A 21,054-nucleotide genomic window follows, 5' to 3' on the forward strand; every position below is an offset into this window, starting at 1 on the left:
CTCTCTCCGTCACCGTCGGACCGGATCGCCGTGCGGCGCCTGCCTCGAACGGGTGAACCTGAGACCGGAGGGGTTTTACGCGACTGTAGAAGTATGGCTAGGGTGCCGCAGACGTACTGCGACGCCGCACCACTCGCATCTCGCGCAGAAGGCGGCCTCGCAGGCCCAAGTTGACTGCGGGAGGCACCTTGCAGGAGCCGACACGGCCGACAGGCCGCCAGACGATGCCGCTCCCTCCTCGGCGGCCGACCACGGGACCGGCTCCGCCCCGGAACGCGGGCCCTGGCCGAAGCCCCGCGCACACCGCCGAAGGCACGGTCGCTCCAAGCGCGGCAGCGGCCCCGTCCGCGCCACCGGCCAAGCGCCGCGACGCGTTCTTCGACAACGCCAAGTACCTGGCGATCGTCCTCGTCGCCATGGGGCACGCGTGGGAACCGCTGCGCGGGGACAGCAGAGCCGCCGCCGCGCTCTACCTCACCGTCTACACCTTCCACATGCCGGCGTTCATCGTCATCTCCGGCTACTTCTCCCGCGGTTTCGACGCGAGCCCGAACCGGATCAGACGCCTGATCACCGGGATCGCCGTGCCCTACGTGATCTTCGAAGTCGCGTACACGTTCTTCAAGAGGTGGGCGGGCGGCGACCCGGGCCACCCCATCAGTCTGCTCGATCCCTGGTACCTGACCTGGTTCCTGGCCGCACTCTTCATCTGGCGGCTCACGACCCCGGTCTGGAAGGCCGTGCGGTGGCCGCTGCCGCTCGCGCTCGCCATCGCCGCCCTCGCCTCCGTCTCCCCGGACATCGGCGACGACCTCGACCTGCAGCGCGTACTGCAGTTCCTGCCCTTCTTCGTCCTCGGCCTCACCCTGAAGCCCGAGCACTTCCAGCTGGTACGCCGCCGCGAGGCGCGGATCCTGGCGCTCCCGGTCTTCGCCGCCGCGCTGGTCTTCGCCTACTGGGCGGCGCCCCGGATGAGCGCGGCATGGTTCTACCGTCGCGACAGCGCCCAGGAGCTGGCCGGTCCCGGCTGGTCGGGCGGTGTCATGACACTCGCGATGTTCGGCTGCTCCCTGGCCCTGGTCGCCTGCTTCTTCGCGTGGGTGCCGGAGCGCAAGCTGTGGTTCACGGTGCTGGGCGCCGGCACGCTCTACGGCTACCTCCTGCACGGCTTCCTGGCCAAGGGCTCCCGCTTCTGGGACTGGTACGGGGCCGACTGGCTCCACCGGCCGCTCGGTGAGATCACCGTGACCCTCGTGGCCGGGGCAGTGATCACGCTGTTGTGCACACCGCCGGTGCAACGGATGTTCCGCTTCGCGATGGAACCGAAGCTGGAGTGGGCGTTCCGGCAGGACGCCGCCACGCTCGCCAAGGGCCGCGGACACGGCGGAAGAGCCGCGTGAGCCGCCCGGCCCGGCCGCCCGCCGTCCACTTCGAGCACGTCGTCGAGACGCTGCCCGCGGGCCGCCAGGCGCTCACGCTCCTCGACCCCGCCGACCGGCCGGTGGGCTGCCTGGAGTACCAGGTCTGCCACCCCTGCCGGACCGGATACATCGGCAACGTCGCCGTCGCCACGCACTGGCAGGGCCAAGGCCTCGGGCGCCACGCGCTGCACACGGCCCTGGCCGCGTGCGCGGGCTACGCCTGGTCCACGTCACGCCAGTCCGCCGAGGGCAAGCGATTCTTCGCCGCCATAGAGGACGAGCTGGAGACCGCCTTCCCGCCCAGCGGGGTGCGTTGCCCGCACATGGAGGCCTGAAGGGAGTCCCGACACGGGTGGGGCGGACCCCTCACAAGGAGTCCGCCCCACCCGGCGACACGCGCTTCGACCGACCGGCCGAACCGGTGCTCCGTCGATTAGCGCTTACCGATGTCCTTGACCTTCTCCTTGGCCTGGCGGGCATCGCCCTGCATGCGCTCCGCACGGCCCTTGGCAGTGAGGCGTTCGTTGCCGACGGCACGTCCCGCGGCTTCCTTGGCGGCGCCGGTGGCCTGCTCGGTCTTGCCCTTGGCCTTCTCGTTGGCGGTCATGATCCGCTCACGCTCCCTTGGCGTCGACATCAACTGCTGTTGATTCGCCTGGCCGCTCAGCGGGATCGCAAACATCGTTCCGGAGATCGCATGGAGATCGCGTCACCAGACATGACCGGAGCGGAACGGGGCACTCCAGCGGGCGCAGGCGGCCGGTCACATGCCCTGCACAATGTGAAAGAAACACGACTTATGCGTGTTTGTGGGGGGCCATTGAGAGCACATGATCGCCAGGAGGTCGATAACGATGGTTCCCCTGATTCTGGTTCTTCTTCTGGCTCTGATCCTCTTCGGCGCGGGCTTCGCACTGAAGGCGCTCTGGTGGATCGCGGTCATCCTGCTCGTGGTGTGGCTGCTGGGCTTCGTGATCCGTCCGACGGCGAGCGGCGGTCGCAAGGGACGCTGGTACCGGTGGTGACACCCGCCGTTGGCTGAAGACGGCGCACGGCGGCGCACCCACCGACCCTCGTTCGCCGGCATCCGTTTAGTGATGTCCGTGTCGGACAGTCGGGGGGTGTCGCCGGAAAGGACGCACGGTGCGGCCCCGCACCGACCGACCGCAAGCGACTTGAGTACGGAGGTACCACCATGACCGAGAACATCTGGAACTACCCGGCCAATGCTGGTCACACTCCTGACGCCGACCTGACGGGCTACAAGGTCGAGGCCACGGACGGCCACATCGGCAAGGTGGACAAGCACTCGCAGGACGTGGACTCGCAGTACATCGTCGTGGACACCGGTGTGTGGATCTTCGGCAAGGAGGTCCTGCTGCCCGCGGGCACCATCATCGGGATCGACGCCGAGGCGAAGACGATCCGGGTGGCGCGCACCAAGGACGAGATCAAGAACGCCCCGGAGTTCGACAAGAACAAGCACCTCGGTGACGCGAACTACCACGACCAGATCGGCTCGTACTACCACTCGCACGGGCCGAACACCCCCGGCTCCCCGGGCACGCCCGGCGCGGGCCCGAGGCACCCCGGTCCTGCCACCTTCTGAGCGGGAACGGGTCGACGCCGCCCTCCGATGAGGAGAGGCGGAAGACAGATCGCAGAAGAGACCGGGGCCGGACCGCGAGCAAGCGGTCCGGCCCCGGCGCGTTCGGCCCCGGCCCTGATGCGAGCGGAGCCGTCACCCGAGTGACCTGCCCCAAGGGTGACGCATACGTCTGCCGCATAACGTGACAGACCTGCCCGAATTGCTCTTCCCCGCTGAGCCCAGGCCCCGGCCCTCGGCCCGACCGGCGACTGGCGGCAGGGTGCGTCGGCCGTCGTGGTGATCAGTGTGGACGTCGACGGGGAATCCGCCGTCCTGTCGCACGGCGCCCACTACCGCCGACACCTGTCCACCATGTCCCACCAGGCATATGGCCCGCGCGTGGGTGTGCCGAGAATTCTCGACCTGCTGGACCGCTACGCCCTTCCCGCCACGCTCTTCGTACCCCGGGCCACGGCACTCTCCTGGCCGCGAGTGGTGGAAGACGTGGCGGGGCGCGGGCACGAGATCGCCGTGCACGGCCACACCCACCGTTCCCCGGCCGGGCTTTCGCGGACCGCACAGCGACAGGAGCTGGAGGAGGCCCGCGCCGCGCTCTCGGACCTCGGGGTGTCGCCGCGCGGCTACCGCGCACCGAACTGGCAGGCGACCCAGTACACCTTGGACCTGCCGCCCGGCTTCGGCCTGGCCTACGACTCCTCCCTCATGGACGACGACCGTCCCTACGTCGTCTCCCGCGACGGGCAACGGCCGGCCGAACTGCCCGTGCACTGGCTCCTCGACGACTGGGAGCAGTACGCCTACCTGCGAGCCTGTCTTTCAACCCCCGCCTGCGCCCCGACGCCCGGCACGCGCCCTCGGCGCACGGAGTTCCAGGAGACAGGTGGCTCCGCCACATGACCTCGAACTCCGCACACCGATCGCACGCTTCCCCAAGCTCTCGGCTCTGCTCGAGCAGGGGAGGCCCCAATCCGCCGCTGCGCCCGCGCTTCGCGCGGACGACGGGGGTTCAAAGACAGGCTCTGCCGGAACCGGACGTCGGCCGGCAGATCTGCCCGCCCTCGACGGTGGTGGAGCTGTGGACCACCGAACTGGCGGCGATGCGGGCCTTCGGCAGCCTGTGCCTGCTGACCGTCCACCCCTGCCTGACCGGAAGACCCTCCCGGCTGCGGGCGCTGGAACAGTTCATCGAGTTCGCCCTCGCCCTGCCGGACGTGCGCTTCGCACGGGCCGACCAGCTCGCGGAGTCACTCCTGACGCCGTCCTCCGCGCCCGCCCCGCCCGAAGACCTCCTCGCGCCGGAGTCACGGCGATGAACCGGGCGACGACAGGCATGGCCGGAGTCAGCCCCATCGATGGCACGCGCGACCACCGGCTGTACCGGGAGTTCCTGCGCGCGGACTGGCCCCTGGCCTCCTACGCCAACAGCTGGAGCTACGTCACCCAGGCATGCCGCGGCCAAGGATGCGGCCACAAGTACCTGGGCGCCGCCACGCTCATCGGGATCGGCCGGCACGGCCCCGGCTACGTCCTCGTCCGCCCGACCGGCGAGCAGGTCTCCTTCACGGTCGCCGCCCTCGCCCACCGCCTGGCAAGCCATTCCGCCGCCCCGGTCCACCTCAAACACGTCCGCCCCGACGACGCGGCCGTCCTCGTCGACGACGCGGGCTTCCGGCCGATGGCGGACCATCCCTGGTCATCCGCGGCCCCACAGGACGATTCCACCTACCCCGACGTCGTCGTACGCACCACCGATCTGGTCGGGGACGCGCTGCTGCACCCCTCCAAGAGCAAGCTCCGCAGTCGCCTGAACCGCTTCCACAACACGGGCGCGGCGCACCCGCCGGACCTGACTGTCCGCCTGTACCGCCGCCCCGAGGACGCACGTGACGGGGCGAAAGCGGCTCGTTCCGTCGTCACCGCCTGGTCGGCCCAGCGCCGCAAACCCGCGGCGGCGTACGCGAACATGATCGCCTTCCCCGCCGAACACGCCTGGGTCTACCTCGTCGACCTCGACGGGCAGCCCTGCGGCTTCTACCTGTTCGAGCAGATCGCTGCGACCCCGTCGGCTGCTACGCCAACCTGTGCGTCGACACGGGCCACCCCGGCCTCTCCGAAACGGCCCTGCACGCCGTCCTCGTCGACCTCCACCACCACGGGATGACCACCGTCCACCTCGGCGGGTCCGAAGACCGCGCGCTGCACACGTACAAGCTCAAGTTCGGCACACCGCGCCCTTCCCCCACCGTCCACCTCGTCGGCTTCCCGCCGCGTTGAGGACGGCGGGTCTCAGACGCCGTCCACCATCGCGGGACCCCAAGGCGCCGGCCCCGAGCCCTCCGCCCACGCGGTGAGCGACTCGCCGTCCACGCAGCGGATGCCGCACGAGTCCGCGTACTCCCGGGCGGGCTCGGTGAACTGACTGGTGGTCACCACGGCGGCCAGCTGCGCTCCGTGTACGGTCCAGCAGGTGCCGCCGAAGCGCTGGAGGTCCTGAGAGCCGACCTTGTTCGTCGGGCCGTACTGCTTGCACTGCACGACGACCCGTCGGCCGTCGGGCGCGATGGCCAGCACGTCGGCGCCGAGATCGCCAGCGCCACCGACGACCTCGATCTCACGGCAGCCGTCCCGTTCGCACAGCGCGGCGACGGCGGCCTCGAAGCCGTCGGGGTCGAGGGCCGTGAAGTCGGGGACGGGCGGGGGGAGTACGGCGGTGCGTCCGTCCTGCGCCTCGACGGCAGTGGCGGGAACGGTGGGGTCCAGGAGAGCGGATGCCCCGGTTCCGGCGGGCGTCAGGGGCGCGGGAGAGCCCTCGGCCCGCGCCGCCTCGGCCAGTTCGCGGTCGGCCTGGGCCATCCCTTCGCGGGCGGCGCGGCGCAGTTCCCGTGCCCTCGGCATCGCGCGCAGCAGGACGTACAGCACCGGAACGGCCAGCAACCCCAGGAGAGCGGCGGCGAGCGGATGCGCCCCCGCCCAGTGGGCGAAACGCACGAAGAGCAGGATGGCGGCGCAGATCACGGCGCCGATGAGAGCCAGGATCACGACCGGCCCGGACAGGGCCCCCGTCGCCCCGGCCCGGCCCGAACCGCCTTTGCTGTCCCGTATCAGCACGGGGCCTCCTCCGTGTCGTCATGAACCTGTTCGAGCGACACGTGCCCCGAACGGCGCAATCCATGATCGACAAGGTGGCGCCCGCGCCCCGTCAGCGGCAACTCATGACAGCCTCACCGGCCCTTGAGAGGGAGAAGAGGGGGGACCGGCGCCGCGCAGTCCGTCCGGCCAGGCGGTGGCGTCGGGTCCCCCGATTCCGCACCGGCCGTGGTCAGCACCCGGACGTTCAGCGCGCACTCGACCTGCTTCACGGTGTGGAACACCACCAGGTCCTCGGGCCCGTGCTCCTGGCGGGGGCCGCCGCCGATCAACATGCCGATGAGCATCGCGCCGTACACCTTGTGCCCGTCGATCTCGGTGTCGACCGGCACGAACACCGGGGAGCCGGAGTCGCCCTCGTGCACGATGTTCACCCCTTCCTTCCCCGCGAGGACCAGTCCCCTCGTGCACCGGTGCGGTCCCTCCTCGCACGACTCACCATTGGTGAGCGAGTACACCTCGACATCGCAGACCAGCTTGGTGACCTTCCCGGTGAGGCACACCTTCTGGCCGACGACAGGCGCGTCCGAGGATCCGAGCACCCGGCGGGCGACCGGTGTGCCGGGCGGGCCGCCGTCCGTCCAGAGGGTCGGGGCGTACACCTGGGGCTTGATGCGCGTACCGCTGAGCAGCGCCGCGTCGACTTCGTTGTCGTAGAAGGCCCGCACGAACGTGCCGAACCGGAATTCTCCCGAGGTGGCGTCCACGCCGATCCGGCCGTCGGTGCAGTGGCCCGCGGAGGTCATGGCGCGCTTCCCGTCCTCCACCCTGCGTACGGCGAACCCCGACGAGCAGGCGAACGTGTCCCCGCTCAGGGTCACTTGGTACTCGGCGCCGCCGCGGTGCGGCTGCGGGTCGTTGAATCTGCTCGCCGGCGCGGCGGACGCCGGGGAGCACCACGACAGGGCCAACAGGACCGCCATCAGGCAGTAGGTGAACGGACGTCCAGACATCCTGGCTCCTAGAGCTCGAAGTCGATCCGGCCGAGCAGGCCGACGATCAGGCCGAAGTAGTCGGCGTGCACCAGACGGCGGGCCGCAGGCACCGCGGTGCCGTTCACGGTGACGGTGTCCGTGGCCGTGTCCTTGTCGGTGCGGTAGAGCTCGTACTCCTGCACGAGGAGCCGGTAGGAGGTGAGAAGCTGGCCTGCCGGGGCGGCGATGCCACCGGCCCAGGCGAAGGAGCCACCGTCGGCCGTGCAGGTCAGCTCCACCGGCTGGCCCACCTCCTTCCAGTCCATCTCGTCCTCCTGCAGGCTCGCCCGGCTCTGCACGCTCACGACGACCCGGCGGCTGGCCGCCGCGGCGACCGCGCCCGCGCCGCTGAGCTCACCGAGTTCGTTGTAGGTCGCGGGCCCCGAAAGACGGACGGTCAGCTTGTTGCCCTCACGACGGCCGACGACCGTACGCGGCGGGACGAGCTGCGCGAACTCCGCCCGCTCCACCTTCGACAGGTGCAGCGGATCGACCGAGTACGGCTGGTAGCGGGCCAGGGCGAGCCGCACGTACGGGAAGTACGCCGTGCCGGTGGCCGACGCGTTCGCGAAGTCCACGTCGATGTCGACGAACCACAGCCGTCGCTCGGGGTGGTACGTCGGGGCGAAGGCGACCGCGTCGACCGCGACCGGCGCCGTGTCGGGCGACTCCGCGAGGCGCAGGCCCGTGAGGCTCCGCGCCGCGTTCGGGAAGTGCGCGGCGGAAGGGCTCGGCAGGACCGTGGTGTCGGACCAGACGGGGTCCACGCCCCAGCGGGTGAAGAAGGTGTCGGCGGAGGCGTCCGGGACGCTCGTGCCGCCCGGGTCGAGGAGCACGGCGAGCATCTCGTCGTCCCCCGAGGAGAACCAGGGACGCTTCAGGTAGACGCGGAGTCCTGCGGGCCGGCGCCGCCGGGTGACGGTGTCGTTCTCGCTGTCGACCGAGCGCTGCCAGCGGAACGTCGGCACGACGTACGCCACCGCCGGCGGCTCGGGCCTGCGCGAACTGGGAACGGCCAGGGGAGCGGCGGCCGGACCGACGCGGGTGACGTTGGCCCGCTCCTCGGTGAGGCTCGGGTGGAAGTACTCGCGGAACCGGGTGACGGCGGTCGGGGTGTAGCGGACGTCGCGATGCCTGGTGTCGCCGAACTCGTGCGTGCGGCCGACGGCCGCCTCGTCCGCGGTGTAGGCCAGGGTGATGTCCTCAAGGTGCGTGTGCCCCTCGATGCGCTGGGGCGCGGGCCGGGTGACGTCGTCCAGCCACTCGCTCCAGTGCGCGTCCAGCTCGACGTGACCGCTGCTCGCGGCATGACTGCTCAGCGTTCCCGTCAGCTGTGCCGCGGTCTGCTCGGCCGTGCGGAAGGAGACGAGGCCGGCGAGCTCGGGGCGGTGGACGGGCTTCTCCACCGCGTGGACCAGCGTCAGTTCGGTCCACGGGGTGAGCATCCAGTTCTCGCCGTCGGCGCTCGCCCGTGTGACGAAGTCCTTGTCCTGCGCGGAAAGACCGGCCCAGAACGGCGAAGCGGTCAGCAGGCTCCACTGCCGCAGCAGCGGCAGCTTGCGCGCGTCGACGTAGCAGCTCAGCCGGACCGTGGCGATCTCACCCTTGGTGAGGAACACCTCGAGCACCCGCTCAAGGAGTCCATCGTGCCAGTGTGGTTCCCCGTCGCCCTCCCTGACGCGCAGCTTGAACGGCTTGGCCTGCGGCCACGGGCCCGGGAACGGGATTTTGCGGTTCTCCGTGTCACCGGGCAGACCGCGCAGCATGACGCCCTCGGCCATGACGTCCGGGAGGTAGGGCAGGATCAGCTGGTCGGCGCTGTGCACCACGAACTCGCCCTGCTTCAGCTCGCCCCCGCGCCGGGGGAGGGGAAGCGTGGTGACCGGCAGCGGATCGTGCACGTCGTGCTTGGCGATGTGGATGTCGCCCGACCGCAGCAGGTCGTGCTCGCGGTACGGCCACTCCGGGTCCCGCACCTTGGTGTCCAGGAAGGACCCGCACTCCCGGGACGCGACGGTGACGTACTCCTCGCGGAGCCGACCGGGCTTGTCCGCGCCGAACACGGCGTCGAACACACCGTGTTCCTCGGCCATCTGCAGGGCGGTCTTCGGCGGTGCCACGTGCCGCTCCGAGACCGGCTTGTACCGCCGGTCCAGATCGTCCACCTCCGAGTGCGCCTCGTGGTCGGGGACGTTCGAGTGCCGCGCGGCGTACTCGTCGGTGGAGATCTCCCTGCCGTCGTCGGTGACCGTGCTGCGGATGACCAGGCGCTCGGTGGACTCGCCCTCGTTGAAGGGCAGGAGCGGCAGCACCACGGGTTGCGGGACCGGCTCCCAGCGGCCGTAGGTGAGGGCGTCGGAGTGGACGGCGTCCGGTGTGGTCGCCGTGTGGTCGAGGCCGTTGCCGGCCAGGTCGACGACCCTGGCACGCATGCGGTACGTATGGCCGAAGCGCAGGGCGGGCAGCGAGCCGGGCTCCGCGGCGAACGTGGTGGACAGCGGCACATCCGGCGACACCGACGGATCGGGCGCCTCCAACTGGTCCTCCAGACCGATGGTCCGGCCGGGGCGCGGAGCGGCGAGGCTCCAGCCGTGCCAGCCGAACACGGCCTGATGCCCGTAGAGCTGGCGGTCGTCGGCCGCGTCGACGGTGACCGTACTGGCCCGTACGAGACCCTCGTCCGGGCGGACCTGGATCTCGACGGGCTGTTGCCCGGGGCGGCGAACGGTGTAGCGGCCCCGGCGCCGCAGCAGCGAGCGCCACTGCGCGACCCGGCCGCTGGCCGCGTCGACGAGCCCGATGTCCACGCGGTACCCGCGCACCAGGTCCATCGCCGTCAGGACGGCCGCTTCGGCGGCGACCCGGCGTCCGACGTCGGCGCCGATGAGTCCGGCCAGGTGCCGGTCGCGGTCGGTGTGCAAGAGGGTGAGGCCGGCGCCGCGGGCCGCCGGTGTGCCGGTGCCCGAGACCAGTTGGGCCACGGATTGCGGCCCCGACGGCAGGTCGCCGCGCTGCATACCGGCGATCGAGCGGGCGTAGTCCAGGTGCTTGAGGGCCGCGCCGTCCACGTCGAGTTCGGTGAGGTGCCAGGTCTCGGGGTCGCCGAGGTTCAGCATGCGCTCGCTGATCACGGCACCGGCCTCGACGGACGCCTGGAACACGCTGCCCGGGGTGAAACGGATCTTCGTCCAGGGGCGCGCGCCCGGAGCGTTCAGCGTGCCCGCGTCGGCGATGCGGTCGTTGAAGCGCACGCGGACCTTCGCTCCGTCGGCGACCCCGGCCGGCATCGCGAAACCCAGGTCGAGCACGAGGCCGAACCGGCGTTGGAGCTCCGGATAGTCGCCGAGCAGCCCGCACGCCTCGTGGAAGTCGATCCGGTGCGTCGGCTCCTCGGCGAGCGAGGCCGGTTGTTTGCCCCGGTCGTAGAAGCGGGCGGCTTCGGCGAGTGGCAGGACCCGCTTGTTGTCGCCGGTGTACACGTCGCTGGTGCGGTCCATGTATCGGGGCTCGTGGCCGTCGTCGGCGGCGCGGGCCCCGTGCGGGTCGAAGGCGTCCTCCACAAGCGCGTACCCGTGCTTGAGGTCCCGGCCGAGATCCAGCACCCGGTCCGAGATCATGTCGGTCATCCGGAACAGCGCGGGCAGTTCCCAGCCGCGGTGATCCGTCGGCGGCTCCTCGCACAGCAACCGCTCCTCACGTGCCCATTCGGTGCGCAGCCTGCTCTGCGTGGTGTACACCGCGACCGCCTCGTACACCCCGGTGACCTCGTCGTGCACCAGTTTCCCGGGATACGAACGCAGCGTGCGGCGTTCCTCGGCGGCGAGCGCCGGGGGACTCTGCGGCGGCCGGACGTAGGTGTCGTCGTGGAACAGGATCCGCCACAGAACGGGATCGGCGGCGGGGTAGCGGCCGGTCGGCCGCAGTTCCTTGGCGACGGCGCCCGCCGGGCCGTCGAACTCCAGCCAGAGCGCGGGCAGCAGGGCGGCGAGCCGCTCCGGCCACTTCGCGAAGTACGCGGACTGCCCGAGCGTACTGATCCCGGTCAGGGTGGGGCTGACGAGCACGGACACGCGCACCGTGCCGGCGTCGGCGACGCCGTCGGGGAGAACCGTCCATCGGATGCTGTCCATGTCAGCGCACCTCCGCGAACGCCGTGCAGTAGTCGAAGACCGGGTCGACGCGGAGACCGGTCACCGGGTCGTCGTACGGGGACATGAGATCCATAAACGTGGGCGGGCCGAGGGCAGGTTCGGCCGCGCCGGACGCGAGCGCGGCGGTGCGGGCGCCGCTGCCCGCGAACTTCCGCTCGCAGCTGATCGTCACCGACGTCTCGAAGAAGCCGATCTCGATGCTGATCGTCAGGGTGGCCCGGCCGATCGCGTAGCCGTCCTTGTAGCCGAGCTCCATGTAGAGCTCGATGGATGCGGAGACGATGCCGAGGACGTCGACCTCGCCGCGCGCCCGGAGATAGCCGACGAGGGTCACGCTGTTCTGGGCCAGGTCGAGCCGGAAGTAGATCCCGGCCATCACCGAAAGGCTGCCGCTGGCCACCCCGAAGTTCATGGACACGGCGGCCCCGAACTCGATGGCAGCGTCCAGTACGGCGATCTCCTGGGGATTCAGGACGATCCCGAAGTAGCCGCCGCCGCCCAGCATCGACACCGTGAGGCGGAAGGGCGCCTCACGGCGGCAGAACGCGAAACCGGCCTGGAGCGGGGTGTCCCCGATGAAGGGGACCGACAGAACGGCGTTGAGCGAGAGGTTCTCCAGGCTGAAGACGCCGATGGCCGCGCTCGGCAACTGCATGGAGTAGTTGGCGTGGATCCCGGATGCGTCGACCGTGATCGCCGGTGGATCACTGAACCCGTCGAGCGGGATGATGTTGCGCAGGGTCTGTACGAAGTCCAGGTTGCCGACGAAGTCGACGCCGCCGAACTTGACCTCGACATCGGGTTTCTGGCCGGCGCGCATGCTGAACCGGATCTGGTCGAAGTGCAGCACGATCGCGTCGAAGCCGGGGACCATGCGCAGGTCGAACTTGCCCAGGGTGCATGTGACGTCGGCGGCCTGTGGCACGTCCGGGCGCAGCGAGCCGCGCAGGTCGGTGACGAGCGTCAGCTTGCCCGTCGGCCAGAACACGGCGTCCTCCGCCCTGGTCGGCGTCGGCTCGTTGGGAGTCCAGGCCTTGATGTCGGGCTGCCACTGCAGACGCGAGTTCACGACGTCCGGCAGCTTGGCTCCGGCAGCGGCGAGTTCGACCGCCTTTTTCAGCGCGAGGGCCTGGCCGACCGCGCTGTCCCAGGTGGCGGCCTGCTCGGCGATCCGGGTGAGCAGCTGTCGCACACCGGTGACCACGCCCGCGGGCAGGCCGACACGCAGCGCGGTGAGAGCGTCGGTGAACCCGTAGAAGGCGTTCTCCACCTCCTCGATGGTGGTGGGGTCCGGCGAGTCCGCCAGCTGGCTGATGATGTACTCCACCAGGGTCTGTGCGAAGGCCGCCGCGGCGTCGGTCACGCGGATGATCAGATCCACGGTCTCCGGGAACTGTTCCTCGACGGACGTCAGCAGATCACGCAGTCCGAGGAGGTCGCCGAGGAAGCCGGTGACCGCGTCGACCGTCGCCGTGAAGAAGTTCGGCGCCTTGAGGTTGTCGAGGCCGATCTCGCTCAGGATGTCGGTGAGCGGGAACATTCCGAACAGCTTGGCGCCGGCCAGTTCGCCGAAGTAGTCCAGGGGGTTGAACCTGCCCTGCGCGAGCTTGGCCCACTTGTCCAGCGGGTCGGCGCCCGCCTGCCCGTCCGCGGCCGCGGACGGCGGGCCCGTGCGGGTGGCCGCGACCGGTCCGGTGAGACGGGAGAGCCCGGCGACCGGGAAGTTGGGCTGGGCGAGCGCGCCGGACGTCTGGCCTTCGTCGCGGAACGTGAGACCGACGGGCTCGGCCAGTTCGACGAACACCTGGCCCTTGTTCGCCTCGGAGAAGGCGTTGCGTACGTACGGCTCGGGATAGAACACCGACTGCGTTCCGTCGGCTCCGAAACCGCCGCCGAGCTGGGAGAGCGCCGGGACCACCGCTCGTGCCCAGCGGACCGTCGGCACGAACCGGGGGTGGTCGGTGGGGTCGAGCGCGAGGATGGAATCGGTGGTCGCGGCGCCCCAGACCAACTGCCCGGTGGACAGCGTCGTGTCACCGGGCTTGCGGCTCGGCGCGTAGGCGAGGGACTGGCCGCGCACATCCGCGACGACCCGCCGGACGCCCGGATCACCGGCGTCGGGCGATTGCGGAGACGGATCGGGGCACAGGCTCCGGTAGTGGTCGATGATGGTCCGCACATCGGCCTTGTTCTCGTGCACCAGCTTGCCGACGAAGGCCATCGGGGTGCGGAAGTCCAGCAGGCGGCCGGCGAGGTCGACCATGCTCACCTGGAACTGGAAGGGATCCTCGGCGGCGGACACCGGGAAGAAGGCGAGCTTCTCGTTGGGCTCGCCGCCGGCGGAGGACAGACCGGGGATCGTCTGCGGCTCCCGCAGATCGGGCGTGACCAGGGTGAGCAGCCGGACGCTGGTGAACGGGAACAGCCGGTGCAGCCGCTTCTGGTCGTCGTTCTCCTCGGGCCCTCCGTAGCCGCGCACCGGTTCGCGGACCATGATGAAGAACCGCTGGTTGAGGTAGGCGGCACGGTCCGGACGCGTGTGGTCGAACTTCCGCTCGGTGACCTTGACGAGGTCCGCCAGATGCCCGAACGGCCACAGCCTGCCCCGGTACATGACGCGTACGTAGTGATCCCGGCCCAGCGCGGCGCGGTGCCGCCACTGGGTGACGTCGAAGCCTTCCGGGAGCCTCTCCCACTGGCCGAAGGAGTCGAGCCAGCCGCCCATGGTGGACAGTACGAGGTGCTCGACGCTGAGCGGCGTGGGCTTGAAGCCACCCGCCAGGTTGTGGTTGGAGCTCAGATGCACCACCGACGAACGGTCCTTGCGGTCCATCGCCATGGTGAACTCGTTGCCCCCGGCGGGCAGTGCTCGCGGCACGGCCGGATCGAAGCCGGGATCCCGGGTCCACACCGCGCGGGCGTGGCCGGCCGGCATCCTGGTGTGCCAGAGCTCGACCCGGTCGCCCGGGTCGGGGAGTTCGACGGCGTGCGTCCATGTCGCCGTGGGCGGCGGTGACAGCAACAGGCGGTACGGCAGTTCGATGCCGGTGCGCGGGTCGGCGGCATCCGCCAAGGGGTTCTCCGGGCCGGGGCCCGCGGCGGCCGTCGGTGCGGGCACGGCGAAGAGTTCGGCGGCGGCGAGGCCGTCCGGACCGTGCCGCGCGGCCAGTTCCGCCGCTGTCCGGGCCAGTCGCAGCGCCTGGAACACGTCGAGGGACCGGTCGGTCACGGCGTGCGCCGAGCGGGCCGCCGGTGCGGGCTCACTGGCGGCGTCCACGACTCGCAGCGGAAGTGTCCGCATGGCGGTGAGCAGGCCTGCTTCGGTGTACTCGACGACGGTCCCGGCGGCGACGGTGAACACCAGAAGGCTGCGCCCGGCGATGCGTGAGGCGACGGGCGGCGGCTTGTGCGGTTCGCTGCCGGAGGGGGCCGCTTCCGGCAGGCCGGGGCTCAGTTCGAAGAAGGCCTGTTCGGCGACGTGCTGAGGGCCGAACGCGACCACCAGGTAGGCCGGTTGGTCAGGGTCCTTGCGGACCAGCTGGCGTGGGCCGAGGAGTGGGCGCTCCAGACGCAGCCCGAGGAAGGTGAAACGCAGGTCCAACAAGTCGGTCGCCCGCAGTAGCCGGTACGGCTGAGGCGATGGGGAGGCGGCCATCTGACTCTCCCGTCAAGGGAATCCTTTGGGGCACGGATCCATCCCTCGATCGGCAGGGACGCGGCTCAGGCCCGAGAAGCGGCCGGAGTGCGCCTGCACGAGGTGGATGGATTGTCCTGTATCGCGTGGCGCCGGTCTCAGAAGCGCCATCTCGGAAATGCCGACCTCGTGGGTACCCGGCCCCCGGAGAGGCCTGGCGTTGCACCGGCCTCAGCGGAACGAGGCCTCGGAGGTGTCGCGGAGGGAGACGGCCGGGCGGTTCGTGCGGTGGGTGCCGGAGGCACCAGGTATCGGCAGGGCCCCAAGTATCAGCAGGTCCCTACCGCTTGTGGCGACCGCGTTTCCCACGCTTCTGCCCCCTGCCCGCTGTCCGCACAACGGCTCTCACCTAGGCTCCCGGACCCACGCGACACCCGTACGGAAGCATCCCCCTATCACTCGAACGAGTGAATGTGGTCGTGGGGCCGTCAAGGCGAGGGCGCGGCAGCGCGGAATAGCCGCTGTGGGGCGCGAGTTGGGGAAGATGACCGAACCACTCCGCCAACGGAAGAGATCCGCAATGCCTCTCAGTGTCGACGAGCGCGAGCAGTTTCTGGCCGAACCGCACATCGGGGCCCTGGCCGTGGACGCGGGCGAGGGCCGGGCCCCGCTCACGCTGCCGATCTGGTACCAGTACGTCCCGGGCGGCGAGCTGTGGGTGATGACCGGACGCGATTCCAAGAAGGGAAAGCTCATCGCCGCCGCGGGACGCTTCTCGCTGATGGTCGACCGTCTGGAGCCGACCATCCGCTACGTCTCCGTGGAGGGTCCCGTCGTCCGTACGGAGGAGGGGACCATCGAGCACCTGAGGGAGATGTCGGCGCGCTACCTTCCGGCCGAGAAGGTCGAGTCGTACGTGGAGTTCGCCTCCAAGGAGCACGGCGAGCAGGTCGCCTACTACCTGCGGCCCGAACGCTGGTACTCGTCGGACCTCGGCTCCGTTTGAGAGCCTGTCTTTGAACCCCCGTCGTCCGCGCGAAGCGCGGGCGCAGCGGCGGATTGGGGCCTCCCCTGCTCGAGCGGAGCCGAGAGCTTGGGGAAGCGTGCGATCGGTGTGCGGAGTTCGAGGTCATGTGGCGGAGCCACCTGTCCTGGAACTCCGTGCGCCGAGGGCGCGTGCCGGGCGTCGAGGCGCAGGCGGGGGTTCAAAGACAGGCTCTGAGGGACCCCAGAACCTGTCTTCGAACGGTCGGCCGCGGTCAGGGTGTCACGGCTTGCGGGCGAGGCCGCCGTGTTCGCCGATGGGCTCAGGGGTGGGGGAGGCGGGGTCCGGGCGCCAGAAGGGCACCGAGACGACTCCGGGGTCAAGGAGTTCCAGGCCGTCGAAGAACGCAGTGATCTGGTCGACGGGGCGCAGGAAGTACGGGACCGCGCCGGAGGCGTTGTAGGCGTCCTGGGCCTGCTCGTAGGCGGCGTCAACCCCACGCGACCCGTCGTTGACGGAGAGGTAGCTGCCGGACGGCAACCCCTCCATCAGCCGGGTGACGATGGCGCGTGCCTGGTCGTAGTCGGCGATGTGGCCCAGGATGTTGCTGAGGATGAGCGCGGTGGGCCGGCTGAGGTCCAGCGTCTTGGCGGCGGCAGCCAGGATGCGGTCGGGGTCGGACAGGTCGGCGTCGACGTAGGCGGTCGCCCCCTCCGGGGTGGAGGTGAGCAGGGCGCGGGCGTGGGTGAGGACCATCGGGTCGTGGTCGACGTAGACGATCCTGGCCTGCGGGGCGAGCCGCTGGGCGACTTCGTGGGTGTTGTCCACGGTCGGCAGGCCTGTCCCGATGTCCAGGAACTGCCGGATGCCCGCCTCGGTGACCAGATGGGTGATGTTGCGCTGGAGGAAGGCGCGACTGCTGCGGGCGACGGTGACGATGCCGGGGAACACGGCGCTGTACGCGTCACCGGCGGCCTCGTCGACGGGGTAGTTGTCCTTCCCGCCCAGCCAGTAGTTCCAGATCCGGGCCGAGTGGGGCACCGACGTGTCGATCTTGTGGCGCGCCGCTGAACCGGGCGTCGTGGCAGGGTCGGTCATGGGTACCGTCCGTCTTTCAGCCGTGGCGTGAACTGTTCCGTGGACAACCTACGTCGCAACCGGCGCGGGACGCACACCAGTTCGCGCTGTCGAGGCGTACAGGTCGCTCCCGGACGTCGAGAGGCCCCCACCCGGCGTGCGGGTGGGGGCGATGCTTCCCTGACATGGTGCTACTTCTACCCCTGCACCTCTACCTGTACGTCTGACTTCGGCCCGCACTTTCTCTGCTTCGCCCCTGCTTCGCTCCCGGCTCAGCGGATGTTGACGTCGATGCACGCGTAGAAGGCATTGGAGGTGTCGCCGATGTTCCACACCGCGAGGACCTTGTGCCTGCCGGTGGCGCTGCCGAGATTGACCTGGTGGGTGACGGTCGCGGGCGGCTGCTGGTTTCCGCCGTCGATGGTGGCGACCTTCGTGCCGTCGACGAAGTACTCGTAGTTCGCGGTGCGGTGGCGTGCGGTGAACGTCCAGGTGAAGGTCTGCGTCCTGCTGACGTCGCTGACGCGCCAGCCCTTGCTGTCGTTGTCCAGGTCCGCGAACCTGGCGTTGCCGCCACTGCAACTGCGCAGCCCCTTCGGGCCCTCGACGCTCTGTGGCTCCCACTTGATCTCGCCGCAGGACACCGTGCCCGAGGCGCATTGCGCCTGACGGCTCGGCGGTGCGTTGACGTATCCGTGCGCGCTGGCCGACCCGGTCGGCAGGGTGAGGGCGAGTATCGGTGCCAGACCTGCGCCGATCGCGGCGGCGACCTTCCGCTTCTTGTCCATGCGTACTCCTTCACTGCATTGCTTCATGGGGGTGTGCAGCGTGAAGTGCTCTTGTGTGGGCGAGGGGTGGGGATGAACGTGGGGCCAGATGTTCATGACTGTCGATTAGCCCGGACCATAGACTTTGGCGGGGCGCGGTCAAGGTCGGTTTCACGCCATGTGGTCCGGTGGGCCCAAGACCTCAACGGGTCGTGTAGGCGCCCCCGTTGACATGCAGCACCTGCCCGGTGATGTGTCGTGCGCCGGGGGAGGCGAGGAACGCGATCGTTTCCGCGATGTCCGCGGGCGTCCCGGCACGGCCCGTCGCGGTCGCGGCCACGAGCTGCTCGCGCCTCTCGTCCGGGAGGCGGCCCCGGAAGAACTCGGTGTCCGCGATGTAGCCGGGTGCGACGACGTTGCAGGTGATGTCGCGCGGCCCGAGCGTACGTGCCAGATCGAGGTTCCAGGTGGAGAGCCCGGCCTTCGAGGCGCCGTACGCCCCGTAGGAACCGGACCCTCGGTTCGCGGCGATCGACCCGATATGGACGACCGCTCCGCCGGCCGCGAGCCGACTGTCCACGGCCCTGGTGGTCAGCGCGGCGCTGACGAGGTTCGCGTCGAGGTTGGCGCGGAAGGCCTGCGCGTATGCGACCAGGTCGGCTTCCTCACCGAGTTCGAGATCCTGTGCCGAAGCGTCGTCGAAGTCGGTGTTTCCGCCGGCGTTGTTGACGAGGACGTCGATCTGGCGCGGCAGCTCCGCGAGAAGGGGGGTGAGCGCCTCGGGCCGGGTGTGATCGCACACCAGGCCCCGTACGCCGGTCTCCGCGGCGAGGCGGTCGAGCGGTTCGGACCGGCGGCCGGTGACGAACACGGTCTCACCGCGCTCGGCGAAGTGCCGGGCGGACGCGCGGCCGATGCCTGTGCCGCCGCCGGTGATCAGGACGGTGCGTGCCATAAGCTGAACTCCGCATTCTCGTTGAGGCCTAAATTTAGAGCTAAACGTACCACTGGTGCGAACGCGAGGGGAGAGAGACCGTGGAAGCAGGAGCGGACGCCGGAGCGGGAGTTGGAGCGGAGGTAGAGGCGGAGGCGGAGGTAAGGGCAGAGGTGGAGTCGGAAGGTGCCGCCACGTACACCGCACGGGACATCGCCGCCGCTTGGGAGCGCGAGCGCCCCGGCACCCCGGCCACGTCGATCGGCATCGTCACGCCGATCTGGCAGCTGGCCAAGCTCTTCGGCGACGACCGGCGCCGGGTCCTCGCCCGCGCGGGTGTGGACACCGCGACCCTCGACCTGCTCAGCGTGCTGCGCCGCAGCGGTACGCCCTACACCTTGACCACCCGCGAACTGGGCCGCCGCTCCATGGTCACGGCGGGCGCCGTCTCCCAGCGCGTGGCCCGCGCCGAACGCGAGGGCCTGGTCGTCCGCCGTCCCGGAGAGGGCCGCCCCCGTACGGTCGAGGTGACCCTCACCGAAGCCGGCCACGCACTTGTGGAGGCGACGGTGGATCAAGTGCTCGGCAGGGAGGCCGACTTGATCAGCGGCCTCACCTCCGAGCAACAGGAGCAATTGACCGCGCTGCTCGGCGTACTCCTGGCGGACGTCCAGCGGAGCCTCGGCGACGAGCGGATCACGCAGGTGGGCCTTGAGTGACGGGGCCTGGGGCCCGCGGCTCGCGGCTCCTGTGCACGGTGCTGAGCTGCGCTGTTGCTGGGGAAACGATCGTTTCTCCTGGTCAGCCGGGCGCGTTGGACGTTCTGCTGAGAGGAGCCGGCGACCATGGTCCGTACAGCGCATTGCGTGCAGCAGGTGTCGGCGGTTTGGGTGACCAGGTCAAGAGGAGTGAAGCGAATGGCATCCATACTCGACGGCTGCACACCCTGGCCCGAGGCGCTCATCGACCGCTACTGGGCGGCCGGACACTGGCGTGGCCAAACGCTGGACAACCTGCTGCGCGGCTGGGCCCTGCAGCACGGACCGCGCACCGCCCTCATTCATGGCAGCACCCGCATCACGTACGCGGGCCTGAACCGGCGCGTGGACCGCATGGCCGCCGGCTTCCGACTGCGCGGGATCGGCCCCGGACAACGCGTCGTCGTCCAGCTGCCGAACGTCCCCGAGTTCGTCATGACCGTGTTCGCGCTGATGCGCGTCGGCGCGATCCCCGCGTTCTGCCCGGTCTCACACCGCGCGCCCGTGGTGTCCCATCTCATACGGGTCACCGAGGCCGTCGGCTACGTCGGCCCGTCGACGTACGCGGGGTTCGACCACACGGCGATGGTCGCGGACATCGCGGCCCAAGGGGTGTTTCTGCGGCGGGTGTTCACCTACGTACCGCCGGACGTCTCATCCCCGTACGGCGAGTACGGCGGCCTCACCGTCGACTCGGTGGGCTGCCACTACTTCCCGCTGAGTTCCGTTGACGCCCCGCCCGAGCGGGGGCACGCGCGGGGCGCCGAGCAGGTGGCGTTGCTGCTGCTCTCCGATGACCTCGATACAGGTGAACTTGGTACAGCTGACCTCGATGCAGTGCTGAAGATCATTCCGCGTACCCACAACGACTACGCCTACCAGGCGCGGGCCGCCGCCGAGCCGGTGTCGCTCACCGAGGACGACGTCCACCTCATCCCGTTGCCCGCCGAGTCCAACTTCGCCTTCGGCTGCCCCGGCATCCTGGGCACGCTCTCCGTCGGCGGGACCGTCGTCCTGGTCGAGAGCTCGGAGCCCCACGAGTGCCTCTCGGCCATAGAGCGTGAGCGGGTCACCGTCACCTCGGTGACGCCCTCCATGGCCCAGAGCTGGGTGGACGCGCTGCCCACGGCCCGGGCCGACGTGAGCAGCCTGCGCCTCATGCAGATCGGCGGCGCACCCGTGCACCGGGCGACCGCCGAACGAGCGGTCCCGGAATCGGTTCCCGACTTGGGGTGCCGTCTGCAGCAGGTCTTCGCGATGGCCGAGGGAGTGCTGACACTCACCAGGCCCGCCGATCCGGACGAGACCGTGCTCGCCACGCAGGGCCGCCCTCTCTCGCCGGACGACGAGATCCGCCTCGTCGACGCCGACGGCAAGGATGTGCCCGCCGGAGAACCCGGCGAACTCCTCGCCCGCGGCCCTTACACGTCGCCGGGCTACTACCGCGCACCCGACCACAACGCACGGTCCTTCACCCCCGACGGATACCTCCGCACCGGCTACCTCGCGCGGCACACGCCGGACGGCAGCATAGTGGTGACCGGCCGTCTCTGAGGGGCGGCGAGCGGACCTCCTCTACACCGCGGCGATAGCGATG

The 21,054-nt window shown here is 70.1% G+C and carries 18 protein-coding genes; 10 read left to right on the forward strand and 8 right to left on the reverse strand.

From position 1 onward, the window contains the following. The first annotated feature begins 188 nt into the window (after window positions 1–188). Together AC07DI_RS33035 and AC07DI_RS33040 are read left to right on the forward strand one after the other, a co-directional pair. Entirely contained in the window at window positions 189–1,400 is a 1,212-nt protein-coding gene (locus AC07DI_RS33035; protein ID WP_478908222.1) for an acyltransferase family protein, read from the forward strand. Further along, complete coding sequence (locus AC07DI_RS33040) at window positions 1,397–1,756, forward strand: GNAT family N-acetyltransferase (RefSeq protein WP_478908224.1); 360 nt, start codon at window positions 1,397–1,399, stop codon at window positions 1,754–1,756. The genes AC07DI_RS33035 and AC07DI_RS33040 overlap by 4 nt, the downstream gene beginning before the upstream one ends. A gap of 98 nt (window positions 1,757–1,854) precedes the next feature. On the opposite strand, the gene AC07DI_RS33045 is transcribed toward AC07DI_RS33040, so the two are convergent. Next, window positions 1,855–2,028: a CsbD family protein gene (locus AC07DI_RS33045; RefSeq protein WP_384256519.1), complete on the reverse strand. Its 174-nt coding sequence runs from the start codon at window positions 2,026–2,028 to the stop codon at window positions 1,855–1,857. A 247-nt stretch (window positions 2,029–2,275) separates the two neighbouring features. On the opposite strand from AC07DI_RS33045, the gene AC07DI_RS33050 reads away from it, so the two are divergent. The 5 genes from AC07DI_RS33050 to AC07DI_RS33070 all read left to right on the forward strand — a co-directional run bounded on the left by AC07DI_RS33050 (window position 2,276) and on the right by AC07DI_RS33070 (window position 5,191). After that, window positions 2,276–2,446: a DUF5670 family protein gene (locus tag AC07DI_RS33050; protein ID WP_384256522.1), complete on the forward strand. Its 171-nt coding sequence runs from the start codon at window positions 2,276–2,278 to the stop codon at window positions 2,444–2,446. Window positions 2,447–2,616: 170 nt separating this feature from the next. After that, complete coding sequence (locus AC07DI_RS33055) at window positions 2,617–3,030, forward strand: PRC-barrel domain-containing protein (protein WP_384256524.1); 414 nt, start codon at window positions 2,617–2,619, stop codon at window positions 3,028–3,030. 273 nt (window positions 3,031–3,303) lie between these two features. Next, the gene (locus tag AC07DI_RS33060) at window positions 3,304–3,927 is read left to right on the forward strand and encodes a polysaccharide deacetylase family protein (protein ID WP_478908227.1); all 624 of its coding nucleotides are present in this window, start codon (window positions 3,304–3,306) and stop codon (window positions 3,925–3,927) included. A gap of 170 nt (window positions 3,928–4,097) precedes the next feature. Further along, complete coding sequence (locus tag AC07DI_RS33065) at window positions 4,098–4,343, forward strand: hypothetical protein (protein WP_478908229.1); 246 nt, start codon at window positions 4,098–4,100, stop codon at window positions 4,341–4,343. Then, window positions 4,340–5,191 (forward strand): hypothetical protein, encoded by an 852-nt coding sequence (locus AC07DI_RS33070; RefSeq protein WP_478908231.1) that lies wholly within the window; start codon window positions 4,340–4,342, stop codon window positions 5,189–5,191. Before AC07DI_RS33065 ends, AC07DI_RS33070 begins: the two co-directional genes overlap by 4 nt. 125 nt (window positions 5,192–5,316) lie before the next feature. Here AC07DI_RS33070 and AC07DI_RS33075 read toward each other — a convergent pair whose 3' ends face one another. From AC07DI_RS33075 to AC07DI_RS33090, 4 genes are all read right to left on the reverse strand, one after another. Then, the gene (locus tag AC07DI_RS33075; protein WP_478908273.1) at window positions 5,317–6,132 is read right to left on the reverse strand and encodes a restriction endonuclease; all 816 of its coding nucleotides are present in this window, start codon (window positions 6,130–6,132) and stop codon (window positions 5,317–5,319) included. 119 nt (window positions 6,133–6,251) lie between these two features. Next, window positions 6,252–7,130: a chymotrypsin family serine protease gene (locus AC07DI_RS33080; RefSeq protein WP_478908232.1), complete on the reverse strand. Its 879-nt coding sequence runs from the start codon at window positions 7,128–7,130 to the stop codon at window positions 6,252–6,254. A gap of 8 nt (window positions 7,131–7,138) precedes the next feature. Then, entirely contained in the window at window positions 7,139–11,281 is a 4,143-nt protein-coding gene (locus AC07DI_RS33085; RefSeq protein WP_478908233.1) for a hypothetical protein, read from the reverse strand. A 1-nt stretch (window position 11,282) separates the two neighbouring features. Beyond that, a complete protein-coding gene (locus AC07DI_RS33090; RefSeq protein WP_478908234.1) occupies window positions 11,283–14,957 on the reverse strand; it encodes a hypothetical protein in 3,675 nt (1,224 codons plus the stop codon). Between the two features lie 559 nt (window positions 14,958–15,516). On the opposite strand from AC07DI_RS33090, the gene AC07DI_RS33095 reads away from it, so the two are divergent. Then, window positions 15,517–15,942: a pyridoxamine 5'-phosphate oxidase family protein gene (locus AC07DI_RS33095; protein ID WP_478908236.1), complete on the forward strand. Its 426-nt coding sequence runs from the start codon at window positions 15,517–15,519 to the stop codon at window positions 15,940–15,942. Window positions 15,943–16,203: 261 nt separating this feature from the next. Here the strand turns inward: AC07DI_RS33095 and AC07DI_RS33100 are convergent, their stop codons facing one another. From AC07DI_RS33100 to AC07DI_RS33110, 3 genes are all read right to left on the reverse strand, one after another. Beyond that, the gene (locus tag AC07DI_RS33100; RefSeq protein WP_478908237.1) at window positions 16,204–17,019 is read right to left on the reverse strand and encodes an SAM-dependent methyltransferase; all 816 of its coding nucleotides are present in this window, start codon (window positions 17,017–17,019) and stop codon (window positions 16,204–16,206) included. A 251-nt stretch (window positions 17,020–17,270) separates the two neighbouring features. Further along, window positions 17,271–17,786, reverse strand: coding sequence for a lytic polysaccharide monooxygenase auxiliary activity family 9 protein (locus AC07DI_RS33105; protein ID WP_384256541.1), 516 nt, complete (start codon window positions 17,784–17,786; stop codon window positions 17,271–17,273). Window positions 17,787–17,967: 181 nt separating this feature from the next. Then, window positions 17,968–18,720 (reverse strand): SDR family NAD(P)-dependent oxidoreductase, encoded by a 753-nt coding sequence (locus AC07DI_RS33110; RefSeq protein ID WP_478908239.1) that lies wholly within the window; start codon window positions 18,718–18,720, stop codon window positions 17,968–17,970. Between the two features lie 152 nt (window positions 18,721–18,872). Between AC07DI_RS33110 and AC07DI_RS33115 the strand changes: the two genes are divergently transcribed. Then, window positions 18,873–19,418 carry a MarR family winged helix-turn-helix transcriptional regulator gene (locus AC07DI_RS33115; protein WP_478908241.1) on the forward strand — a complete coding sequence of 182 codons (546 nt, stop codon included), beginning with the start codon at window positions 18,873–18,875 and terminating at the stop codon, window positions 19,416–19,418. A 198-nt stretch (window positions 19,419–19,616) separates the two neighbouring features. Further along, complete coding sequence (locus AC07DI_RS33120; RefSeq protein WP_478908243.1) at window positions 19,617–21,011, forward strand: AMP-binding protein; 1,395 nt, start codon at window positions 19,617–19,619, stop codon at window positions 21,009–21,011. Window positions 21,012–21,054: the final 43 nt, after the last annotated feature.

The organism is Streptomyces sp. NPDC044106, from assembly GCF_056433985.1.